The organism is Massilia sp. MP_M2, from assembly GCF_039123635.1.
Taxonomy (GTDB): Bacteria; Pseudomonadota; Gammaproteobacteria; order Burkholderiales; family Burkholderiaceae_D; genus Telluria.
The window spans coordinates 352,061-363,948 of the sequence record NZ_JBCHJF010000004.1 but is presented as its reverse complement, the minus strand read 5'-3'; the positions used below and the strand labels follow the sequence as shown (position 1 = coordinate 363,948).

The 11,888-nt window shown below is 64.4% G+C and carries 7 protein-coding genes; all 7 read left to right on the top strand.

Translation table 11 applies throughout. The features are described from left to right. Positions 1-108: 108 nt before the first annotated feature. The 7 genes from RCH14_RS11940 (at position 109) to RCH14_RS11910 (ending at position 11,849) form a co-directional block, all read left to right on the top strand. Entirely contained in the window at positions 109-1,338 is a 1,230-nt protein-coding gene (locus RCH14_RS11940) for a putative DNA modification/repair radical SAM protein (RefSeq protein WP_343026328.1), read from the top strand. Continuing rightward, positions 1,335-2,879 carry a UdgX family uracil-DNA binding protein gene (locus tag RCH14_RS11935; RefSeq protein WP_343026327.1) on the top strand — a complete coding sequence of 515 codons (1,545 nt, stop codon included), beginning with the start codon at positions 1,335-1,337 and terminating at the stop codon, positions 2,877-2,879. The genes RCH14_RS11940 and RCH14_RS11935 overlap by 4 nt, the downstream gene beginning before the upstream one ends. A gap of 165 nt (positions 2,880-3,044) precedes the next feature. Beyond that, positions 3,045-4,073 (top strand): TraB/GumN family protein, encoded by a 1,029-nt coding sequence (locus tag RCH14_RS11930; protein ID WP_343026326.1) that lies wholly within the window; start codon positions 3,045-3,047, stop codon positions 4,071-4,073. A 275-nt stretch (positions 4,074-4,348) separates the two neighbouring features. Further along, positions 4,349-6,067 (top strand): circadian clock protein KaiC, encoded by a 1,719-nt coding sequence (gene kaiC, locus RCH14_RS11925; RefSeq protein WP_343026325.1) that lies wholly within the window; start codon positions 4,349-4,351, stop codon positions 6,065-6,067. A gap of 2 nt (positions 6,068-6,069) precedes the next feature. Further along, positions 6,070-7,788, top strand: coding sequence for an EAL domain-containing protein (locus RCH14_RS11920; RefSeq protein ID WP_343026437.1), 1,719 nt, complete (start codon positions 6,070-6,072; stop codon positions 7,786-7,788). A 416-nt stretch (positions 7,789-8,204) separates the two neighbouring features. Continuing rightward, positions 8,205-9,248, top strand: coding sequence for a LacI family DNA-binding transcriptional regulator (locus RCH14_RS11915; RefSeq protein ID WP_343026324.1), 1,044 nt, complete (start codon positions 8,205-8,207; stop codon positions 9,246-9,248). A gap of 309 nt (positions 9,249-9,557) precedes the next feature. Then, positions 9,558-11,849 carry a TonB-dependent receptor domain-containing protein gene (locus tag RCH14_RS11910; protein ID WP_343026323.1) on the top strand — a complete coding sequence of 764 codons (2,292 nt, stop codon included), beginning with the start codon at positions 9,558-9,560 and terminating at the stop codon, positions 11,847-11,849. Positions 11,850-11,888: the final 39 nt, after the last annotated feature.

The window sequence follows — 11,888 nt, the reverse complement described above, 5'->3', positions numbered from 1 at the left end:
TCGACGTCCCGTCTTTGACCCGGCGCCACCCGCGCACGGGTGCGCCGCCGCACCCTCTGTAATAACGCACCACGCTATACTGTATGCCCATACAGCCACGGGCGTCCGATGGAACTCAACGACAAGCTCGAAATCCTGGCCGACGCGGCCAAGTACGACGCATCCTGCGCCAGCAGCGGTGCGCCTAAGCGTGGCTCCGAGGGCAAGGACGGCCTGGGCGACACCACCGGCATGGGCATCTGCCACAGCTACACGCCCGACGGCCGCTGCGTCTCGCTGCTCAAGATCCTGCTCACCAACTTCTGCATCTACGACTGCCAGTACTGCATCAACCGGCGCACGTCGAACGTGCCGCGCGCCCGCTTCGCGGTCGACGAAGTGGTCAAGCTGACGCAGGATTTTTACCTGCGCAACTACATCGACGGCCTGTTCCTCAGTTCAGGCATCATCCAGTCGGCCGACTACACGATGGAGCAGCTGGTGGCCGTGGCGCGCACCCTGCGCGAGGTGCACAACTTCCGCGGCTACATCCACCTCAAGACGATTCCCGATGCCGACCCGCTGCTCATTACCGAGGCGGGGCGCTGGGCCGATCGCCTGTCGGTCAATATCGAACTGCCGACGCACGACAGCGTGACCAGGCTCGCGCCCGAAAAGAGCGTGCACACGATCAAGCTGGCGATGGGCGCCATCCGCCGCAAGCTCGATGAAAAAGCCGAAGAGCCAAGGGCGCCTGCATTCGCGCCAGCCGGCCAGAGCACGCAGATGATCGTCGGGGCCGACGCCAGCGACGACCACACGATCCTCAACACCGCCGAGACGCTGTACGGCAGCTATAAACTCAAGCGCGTGTACTACTCCGCATTCAGTCCCATCCCGCAAAGCCCCAAGAGCGTGCCACTCGCGCCACCGCCGCTGCTGCGCGAGCACCGCCTGTACCAGGCCGATTTTCTGCTGCGCAGTTACGGCTTCACGGCCGGCGAGATCATGCCGCAGACGGGCAACCTGGCGCTGGACATCGATCCCAAGCTGGCCTGGGCGCTGTCGAACCGCGACCAGTTTCCGATGGACCTGAACCGCGTCGACGCGACGCTGATTGCGCGCATTCCCGGCATTGGCCTGCGCAACGCCAAGCGCATCGCCGACCTGCGCCGCATCCGCCGCATCCGCTGGGAAGATCTATCGCGCCTGCGCTGCAGTATGAAAAAACTGGCGCCGTTTGTCGTCACTGCCGACTACAGGCCGACGCAGGGCGCGACCAGCTCCGACCTGCTGCGCAAGCACATGGCCGACGCGCCGCAGCAGATGAACCTGTGGCCGGAACTGCAGGCAGCATGACCCCCGCAGCCAGCGCGGCCGCCGTCGCCAGCGAGGCTGTCGCCGCGGTCCGCGCGGGGCAGCCGCTGCTGGTGGCCTCGTTCGTCGAGTGGCGCGCCACGGCGAGGGCCCTGCTGCGCGCCGGCGTGCCGCCCGAGGCAGTGACGTGGGGGGCGCCGGGCGCCGACCTGTTCTCGAGCGCGCCGGCAGTGTCGGCATCGTCGGCATCGGCCTTGGAGACGGTGCGGCCGAGCGGCGACCTGCTCGCTGCGCCGCCTGTCGAACGGGTGGCACAAGCCACGCCCAGGCCGCAAGTGCCGCGCTCGCTGATGGAGATGCTGCAAACGGCCGCCTGCTACCGCGACCACGACCGCTGGGCCTTCCTGTACCGCGTGGTCTGGCGCTGGCAGCAGGGCGAGTACGACGTGCAGTCGCCCGCCGATCCCGATGGCGCGCGGTTGGCGTCGATGGTCAAGTCAGTGCGGCGCGAGGTGCATGACATGCACGCCTATATCCGCTTTCGCGAACGGCCAATCGAGGCCGGGCCGCCGCAGTTCGTGGCCTGGTTCGAACCGGCGCACGACGTGCTGGCGCAGGTGGCCGAACATTTCGTCGCCCGCATGGGCAGGATGACCTGGATGATCGCCACCCCGGAGGCGAGCGTGCTGTGGGATGGCGCCACGCTGCACGATGCCGGGCCGTTGATGTCCGGCCCGGCCGACCTCGAAGACGACGGCGAGGCGCTGTGGCTGACCTATTACCGCAGCATCTTCAACCCGGCGCGCCTGAACACGAAAGTCATGCAAAGCCATATCCCGTCGCGTTTCTGGAAGAACCTGCCCGAGGGCGCGCTGGTGCCGTCGATGGTCAGCCAGGCCGGCCTGGGCGCGCGCCGCATCGGCCAGGTCGCCGAAGTGGGCCAGCGCCGTGGCACGACGATCCCGATCGCGGCCGAAAAAGCCCAGCCCGACCGCGAGCAGCCGTCAAAGCTCGACGAGTGCCGGCGCTGCGAACTGTGGCAGCACGCGACGCAGGCCGTCGGCGGCATCGGGCCGGACCACGCGCAGATCATGGTGGTCGGCGAGCAGCCGGGCGACCAGGAAGACCTGTCCGGCCAGCCGTTCGTCGGCCCGGCCGGCCAGCTGCTCGACCGCGTGTTTGCGCAGGCAGAGGTGGACCGCAAGGGGGTCTACATCACCAACGCCGTCAAGCATTTCAAGTGGGAGCCGCGCGGCAAGCGACGCCTGCACAAGACACCGGCGCAGAAAGAGATCGAGGCCTGCCACTACTGGCTCGAAAAAGAAATCGCCACCCGCAAGCCGAAGGTGATCGTGGCGATGGGCGCTACCGCCCTCAAGTCGGTGCTGCAGACGGGGAGCGTGACGCTCAGGGACCGGCTCGGGCAACCGGTGCGCCATGGCGACGCGTGGGTGGTGACGATCTACCACCCGTCGTACGTGCTGCGCGTGCCGGATGAAGCGACCAAGCACGAGGCGTTTGCCGTGATGGTCGAGGGCTTGCGGATGGCGCAGTCGCTGCTCGAGGGGCCTGGCGAGAACTGATCCGCGTAGCGACATCGTGACGGCGTGCGGGGGCGCACAGCCCTGCCAGGCCTTCCTTATCCGCACACTGCGCCTGGCGTATGCATTCGAAAATCCTTGTGATCGCCGCGATGGCCGCCTCATAATTGGCGCTCGCTCTGGCTACTTTCACAACAGGATATCTTCATGCGCCCACTCGTCGTTCCCGCACTGTGCTTGTCGTTGCTGGCTGTCCCTGGATGGGCGCAGTCGCTTGACGGGGCCGATGCCCCGCCTGCCGCTGTTGTTACGACGGACGCAGTCGAACCCGCGCCGGAGCAGATCCATGTCGTCGCCCAGCGCCCCGGTCCGGGCATGTGGAAGGTGAAGAAGGGCGATCATGTGCTCTGGGTATTCGGCACCTATGCACCGCTGCCGAAGAACATGACGTGGCGCTCGCAGCAGGTGGAAAACGTGATCAGGAATTCGCAGGAGTACCTGTCGCCACCAGGGGCCACAGCCAAGCCGGGCTTTTTCAAAATGGTCACGCTGCTGCCAAGCCTGATCGGGGTGCGCAAGAATCCGGATGGCGCGCAGCTGCGTGATGTTCTGCCTCAGAAAGACTACGCACAGTGGAGCACGCTCAAGGCGACCTACCTGCCCGAGAACAGTGACGTCGAACGCGAGCGGCCGATCTTTGCCGCGCAGGCGTTGACAGAAGCGGCGCGCAAGGAGGCAGGTCTGGTGAACGGCTACGCGGTGCGCAAGCAGCTGCTTGCCCTCATCAAGAAGAGCGAGCTGAAACAGACGTCGACGGACGTTGAACTACCGACGGACAATGCGCGCGCGTTGATCAAGAACTTCAAGAAGTCGAATCTGGCTGACGCCGCCTGCCTGAGGACAACGATGGCCACACTGAAGCAGGATCTCGACGGCGCAACAGCGCGCGCCAACGCCTGGGCCAAGGGCGACGTGGATGAGATGCGCAAGCTAAACTACGCCGAACGCGAGGAGGCGTGTTTCGGCGCGCTGATGAACAGCGCCGCACTCGATACGGAGCCTGAATGGAAGAACGTGAAGGCGCGCTCGCATGCGAAGTGGATCGCATCGGCCGAGAAAGCACTTGCTGCCAATGCATCGACCTTTGCGCTGTTGTCGATGGACGATATTTTCGATCCGAAAGGCGTGATCGCGGCGCTGGTGGCGAAGGGGTATGAGGTCGAGCAGCCCGAGTAACCGCATGCGTCAGGCCCCGGCGCTCGTGCGCCGATAGTGCTGCGGCGGGCCTGACGCGCGCAATCCACCGCATCCACGGCAGGGCGTTGTTCAAGGCCGTGGCAGCATCGATGGGCTTGCCGTTGCGGTTGCGCGCCGCCAGGCAAGCTGTCGCTCTATTGTTCGGCCCATGTCAAGGCGCCGCGTCCTTTCGCGCCACATCTGGAACTCCCTATCCGTCCTTGCTGTCCTATCAACCAATCGGCGTGCTCCAGGCGCCGCCTTGGAGCATCCTCATGCCTGACGTTGACGTTGCGACTGTGAAAAAATCCCCCACCGGCATTGAGGGGTTTGACGCGATTACCGGCGGCGGCCTGCCGCATGGGCGCACATGCACTCTTATTGGCGGGCCCGGCAGTGGCAAGACCGTGTTCGCCTTGCAGACACTGATCAATGGCGCGCTCCTGTACGGCGAACGCGGCATTTTCGTCGCATTCGAAGAAAATTCGCAAAGCGTCATTGCCAACGCCGCCTCGTTCGGCTGGGATCTTGCTGACCAGGACAAACTCACATTCATGGATGCCGGCATGTCGCCCGATGTCGTGCAGACCGGGCGTTTCGATGTCAGCGCCCTCTTGACCGGCATCCGCGCCCGGTTTGCCGAGAACCATGCCACGCGCATCGTGTTCGACTCGATCGACGTGCTGCTGTCGTTGCTCGACGACCCGTTTACAGAGCGGCAAGAGCTCTACCGCATTCAGGACTGGTTGGCCGTCAACGGCATCACCGGCATCGTTACTACCCGGGCGCGTACTGCCAACCAGACGAACGGGTCCGGAAACGACTTCCTTGAGTACATGGCCGATTGCGTCGTGCATCTGAGTCAGCACGTCATCGGTGGCCTCGCGCATCGCGACCTGCGCGTGGCCAAGTACCGCGGCTCGCCGATCTACGAAGGGGTATTCCCGCTGATCATCGGCGCGGACGGCATCGAAGTGGCCATGCCGATGTCGCACGAGATGCGTTTTCCAGCCTTGTCCGAACGCGTCTCGGCGGGCGTGGAGCGGCTCGACACCATGCTCGACGGCGGCTATCTGCGCGGCAGCACCATCCTGGTGACTGGCTCGCCCGGCACCGCCAAATCGACGCTGGCTGCTGCCTTCGCCCATGCCAGCGTCCGGCGCGGCGAGCGCTGCCTGTACGTCAGCTTCGACGAAAGCAGCAGCGAGATCATCCGCAACATGTCGTCCATCGGCCTCGATCTGGCCTCTGCGGTCGCAGACGGCAATCTGCGCTTTCATTCCGTACAGACTGGCGCGCTCAATGGCGAACAGCATCTGTTGTATATCAAAGCCCTGATTCGCCAGTACCAGCCGCGCTGCCTGGTGATCGATCCGCTGTCCGCCGTGCTCAGGTCGCAGGCATTCGGCATCATGATGGATGTGCCGTTGCGCCTGATTGGCTTCACCAAGACAGAAGGCATCACCATGCTCAGCACGAGCCTGGTGAATAACAGCGACAGTCCCGAAAGTACGGAAATGAAAGTGTCCACCATCGCCGACACCTGGATCCACCTGTCATTCAAGGTCCAGATGGGCGAACGCAATCGGCTGCTGTCAATTGTCAAGGCGCGCGGCACCGCTCATTCGCGCCAGGCGCGCGAACTGATCCTGTCCAAAGACGGTGTGACGCTGTCGGACGTCTATGTCGCCGGCGGCGAAGTCTTGATGGGTACGCTGCGCTGGGAAAAAGAAGAAGCCGTACGCCGCGAGTTGGCGTTGGCGCATGCAAGCTTACTGAAAAAGGAACGTGAACTGTCGCTGGCCGAGGCCCAGGTGCGTACCCGCATCGAACTGCTCAAGGGTGAACTGGCGCTGCGCCATCTGGAAAGCGAGGCGCTTGCCGAAGAAATCGCGCGTGATAAAGCGCAGTATGCCGCCGCCGCCAGTGAAATCAGTCGCCTGCGTGGCGCCGACCAATCATCTCACTCTGGCCACGAGCCGGGCGCACCGTGACCATGCCGGCATGGCTGGACGGCGTCGAACCGCCGTTGCATGTTGAACAGGTTCTGGCGTGCTTTGCCGAAGGGATCTTCGTTGCCGATGCTCGGCGTCGTATTCTGGCCGTCAATCCCGCCTTCACCATCATCACCGGCTTTGCGCCGGCGGATGTCACGGGCGCGACCATGAGCCAGCTGAACGTCGCGCGCATGGATGCTGCAGCCTGCCGTGTCATGTGGCGTGCCCTCCGCAGCACCGGGCACTGGCGTGGCAAGCTGTCGTGCTTCACCAGCGTCGGCGTTCAACTGCCGCTGGCGCTGTCGCTGAGTGCAGTGCGCGACGAGCACGCCGTGCTGACCCATTACGTCGGCGTTTTCTCCGACCTCAGCGAGCGTAAGGCCGAGGAAGAGCGCATGGTCTTTCGCGCCCAGCACGATGCACTGACCGGCCTGCCGAACCGCTACCTGCTGGGTGAGCGGCTGGCGCGCGCGCTGGCCGCTGCCAGCGGCCATGCCGGCCCGGTCGCGCTGCTGTTCCTCGATCTCGACCGCTTTAAGTTGATTAACGACTCGCTCGGCCATCGCGTGGGCGATCTCCTCCTGCGCAGCGTGGCGGCGCGGCTGCAGTCGCTGATCCGGCCGGCGGACACCGTCGCACGGGTCGGCGGCGATGAATTCGTCTTCCTTCTCCCGCATGTCGAGCAGCCTGACGTGCCTGCCACCATGGCACAACGGATCATCTCGGCCATGGCTGCGCCATACGATATTGAGGGCGAACGCCTTTCCATCGGCGCCAGTGTCGGCATCAGCATGTATCCGGCCGACGCTGCCGACGCTGACATGCTCACCCGCAATGCCGACAGCGCCATGTACAACGCCAAGGCGCGCGGCGGCAACTGTTTCGAGTTCTACACCACGAAGCTGACATCGCGCGCCGTAGAGCGGCTCATCCTTGAAAACAGTCTGCGCAGCGGCCTCGAGCACGATGAGTTCTTCATTTTTTACCAGCCTCTGGTGGCACTGGCCACCGGCCGGGTCGTCGGCGCCGAAGCGCTGCTGCGTTGGTCCCATCCCGTGCTGGGCATCCTGGGGCCAGACCGCTTCATTCCGACCGCTGAAGAGACCGGCCTGATCGTCGACATCGGCGAATGGGTTCTGCGCCGCGCCTGTTCCCAGAACAGCCTCTGGCAGCGGCAAGGCCTGCGGCCAATCAGTATTTCCGTTAACGTCTCGGCGCGTCAGTGCGGCCCACAACTGGTGTCTGCGGTGTCGAGTGCGCTGGCTGACAGTGCGCTCGACACGCGCTACCTTGCACTTGAACTGACAGAAACGACGCTGATGGGCGACGTCGGCGACACGCTGCACAAACTGAAGGCGCTTGGCGTTCAGCTGTCGATCGACGACTTCGGCATCGGCTATTCCAGCCTGGGCTACCTGAAACGCTTTCCGATCGATAACCTGAAAGTTGACAAGTCGCTCATCGCAGAAATCGGCATTGGCGACCGCAACAGCTTGATCGCCGGCGCCACCATCGCGCTCGCCCACAGCCTGAACCTGACCGTTACCGCCGAAGGCGCCTACGCCGCCTGGCAAGGGCGCTATCTGCGGGAGCGCGGCTGCGACCTGGTACAGGGCTATTACTTTAGCCGCCCGCTGCCGCCCCACAAGCTGGCCACGCTGCTGCGCGATGGCAGGGCGGTCCGACTCGGTCCAGGTTACATGCGGTCGGATACGTAGCGCATGCCATGGGCGCGAACGAGTCGTGCACCTGGCAGCGACGACAGGCGTATTTCGACCCCACTTCCGTGTCGAAAAGCTGTTGCGGTGCATCGGTGACTTTAGGCCGCAAACCCGGACGGTCCTCGCCTTGCCGGTGGACGATCCGCGCCGCATCGTCAAGGACTTCAGGAAATCCTCGCTCGACGACGCGGCCTGCTTCGTCGACACCTTGCGCTGGAAACCGATATCGACGCCACGCGCCTGCGCCAGGGGCGACATCGACGGCATCCGCAAGCGCGATTTCGTGGACCACCAGGAAAGCTGCAGCGACGTCATCCGCAACAGCGCCGCAGTGCGCGGCGCCTTTGCCGGGCAGCTGCGCTGGCATACAATGAGTCCCGATTTGCCCGTACACAGAGATGAGGAAGAGGACCATGACCAAAGCCGGGCCGGACCAGGACGACCCCGAGCGCGTCCAGCGCCGCCTGCAGATGGCAGACATCGCGCGCCTGGCAGGGGTGTCCACGTCGACGGTGTCGCGTGCCCTGAGCCATAGCCCGCTGGTGAACGAGGAAACGCGCACCCGGATCCAGGAGCTGGCCGGATCGCTGCGCTATTCCGTGAACGTGGCGGCGCAAAATCTGCGTATGAAGCAGAACCGCACGGTGAGCGTGCTGATTCCGTTCGACCGCGCAACGCGCCAGCCGCTGTCCGACCCATTCCTGCTGGCCATGCTGGGCACCCTGGCAGACGCGCTGACCGAGCAGGGCTACGAGATGCTGCTCTCGCGCATAGGTACCGATGAATTCGGCGCTGCCGCAGCGCCCTTCGATACCGGCCGCGCGATCGGCATCATCATGGTCGGACAGTGGGGGCGGCATCAACAGCTCAACGAGATGGCGGCCCGCAAGCTACCCATCGTCGTGTGGGGCGCCCAACTCCCCAACCAGCTGTATTGCTGTATCGGCAGCGACAATGTCAGCGGCGGCCGGATCGCCACTGAACACCTGATTGGCAAGGGGCGCCGCCGCATTGCTTTTCTCGGCGACATTGCGCTGCCGGAGCCGCAGCAGCGCTACCTCGGCTATTGCGAAGCCTTGGCCGCCCACGGCATCGAGTTCGACCCCCAGCTGCAAGTGAGCGTGCCATTTCTCTCGCAGGGCGGCATCGAAGGCGTACAGGCGCTGGCCGAGCGTGGCGTCGCTTACGATGCGGTGTTTGCGTGCAGCGACTTGCTGGCCATGAGCGCGGTCGACGCCCTGCGTTCGCGCGGGATCGGCGTGCCGGACGAGGTGGCGATCGTGGGCTATGACGACATCGCTCTGGCCGCGCTGTCGCACCCCCGGCTGACGACGGTACGCCAGCCGATCGATGTCGCCGGCAAGGCATTGGTTGCGGCACTGCTGTCGCTGGTTCAAGGCCACGCCCCGGTCTCACGCCAATTGCCGACCGAGCTGATCGTCCGCGCCAGCACCTGAGCTGCATCCCTACAAGGCCAAGAAGATGCAATCGATTGCATCTTCGCTGGTTTTTTTGATCCTCTCACACGAAATTCTGTGCTGCGGCGCAGCAATTTCCTGTCGAATCCTCCCAGTCAAGACGAAAAATCGGTAGCGCTCCAGAGGGGACTTGCGCGGAAAACAACATGCTGCGCCGCGTCTTTGCAATCGATTGTATCAATTCCCACTTGGTGCGCATAATGTACACACCGCCTGGAATGTGTCGACGTCAGCGGACGGGATCGATACCACCCCAACGGCCAATAATTACAACTCCGGAGACAAGTCATGAAAGCGAATATTTCACGGATGGCTGCTGCCGTGTCCGTGGCAGTACTGCAGATGAATGTTGCGTACGCTCAGCAGGAGGCGCCAGCACCGGCCGCCACGCCGGCGGCGGACAGCATGAACATGGAGCGCATCGTCGTCACGGGTACCAGTAGCGCATCGTCCAAGATGAAGTCGAGCGTCTCGATCAGCACCATGGACAAGGACGTGATCCTGCAGGCCGCGCCGACCAGCGCGGCCGAGGTGCTGCGCTCGATCCCCGGCGTGCGCTCCGAGTCGTCGGGTGGCGAAGGCAATGCCAACATGACGGTGCGCGGGGTACCGATTTCCGCCGGCGGCGCGCGTTACGTGCAGATCCAGGAAGATGGCTTGCCAGTGCTGCAATCGGGCGACTTCAACTTCATCACGCCGGACGCCTACGTGCGTATCGACGGCGCGCTATCGCACCTGGAAGTGGTGCGCGGCGGTTCGGCCTCGACCCTGGCGACCAATTCGCCGGGCGGTATCATCAACTTCATCAGCAAGACCGGTACCGAACAAGGCGGCAGCATCGGCCTGACCACGGGACTCGACTACGACAGCACGCGGGTCGACTTCGACTATGGCGCGCCGATCTCCGACAAGACGCGATTTTTTGTCGGCGGCTTCTATCGCAATGGCGAAGGCATACGCAACAGCGGGGGCACCAGCGAGAAGGGCGGCCAGATCCGCGGCAACCTGACCCACGAGTTCGACAACGGATTCGTGCGCCTGTCGTTCAAGCACCTGGACGACCAGACCCCGACCACACTGCCGGTGCCGGTCAGCGTGAGCAATCAGCGCATCTCCACCATCGACGGGATCGACCCGCGCACGGCCACGTTCTACTCGCCCTACTGGGTGCCCGATGTGACGCTCGACAAGGGCAACCGGCGCATCGCCACCGATGTCAACGACGGCTTGACCGTCAAGAGCAATACCGTGGGGCTCGAAGCGCAATGGCGGATCGGCAACGGCTGGACGCTCAGCGAAAACTTCCGCAAGTCGCACAACAGCGGCCGCTTCATCGGCGTGTTCCCATCCAATAACGGCACGGTCGGCAACTACGTCTTTGCCACCGGCCCGGCCGCCGGCAAACCCTACAATGGCCGCGCATTCTCGGCCGTGGTGTTCAATACCTCGATCGACGACGCCGGATCGACCATGAGCGACACCCGGCTGGCAAAGAGCTTCACGCTGGCCGATCAGTCGAAGCTCACGGCCACCGCGGGCCTGTATGCGTCGCGCCAGCAGCTCGGCCTGACCTGGAACTTCAATGAGTACCTGATGCAGGCCAGCGGCGACAAGCCGGCCCTGCTCAGGACCGCCAGCAGCACGCCCGGGCTGATCGGGCCGGCGTTCGGCAGCTGCTGCTCGCGCGCACTCGACATGCAATACGATTACCTGTCGCCCTACATCAACCTGGGCCTGGAGCGTGGCGCTCTGAATATCGACGCCAGCGTACGCCATGACCGGCAGGACGTGAGCGGGGTCGCCAACATCGCCACCGCGGCGACCCGCTACGACCCGGCCACGCGCCAGTTCGTCGATTACGCGTTGAGCCACAATTCATTTTCCGTCGGCGGCAATTACCAGCTGACCCCGTCGCTGGCGCTGTTCGCCCGCGTCAGCGATGGTGTCGCGTTCAATGCCGACCGCATCCTGTTCGGCACGCCGCTCGACGGCAGCGCCCCGATCAACCTCAATACGGTCGAGCAGGTCGAAGGCGGCGTCAAATGGCGCAGCGGCGGCCTGAGCACCTTTATCACGGCCTTCCGCGCCAAGACCAAGGAAACCAACTACGAAGCCACCACGCAAAGGAGCACCGCCAACAGCTATGACGCCAAGGGTCTCGAAGTCGAAGCGGCTTACCGGCTGGGAGCGCTGCGGGTGGCCGCCGGCCTTACCTTGACCGATGCCGAGATCACGGCCACTGCGCCGGGGGGCGAAGCGGTGATCGGCAACACGCCGCGGCGCCAGGCGCGCGTGGTCTACCAGGTGGCGCCGACCTACACGGCCGGAAATGCCATGTTTGGCGTGAGCGTGATCGGCACCGGCAAGTCGTGGGCCGACGACGCGCACACCATCCTGATGCCTGCCTACCATGTCGTCAACGGCTTCCTGAACTATCAGGTCAGCGCGCCGCTGTCGGTGTCGCTCACCTTCAATAATGTGTTCGACAAGCTTGGCTACACCGAGGTCGAGGGCGACGGTCACGCCGCGCGTGCGATCACCGGGCGCTCGGTCAAGCTCGGCCTGAAATACACGTTCTAGAGCACGCTCCGTCCGGCGCGCGTGCGCGTGCGCCGGTCC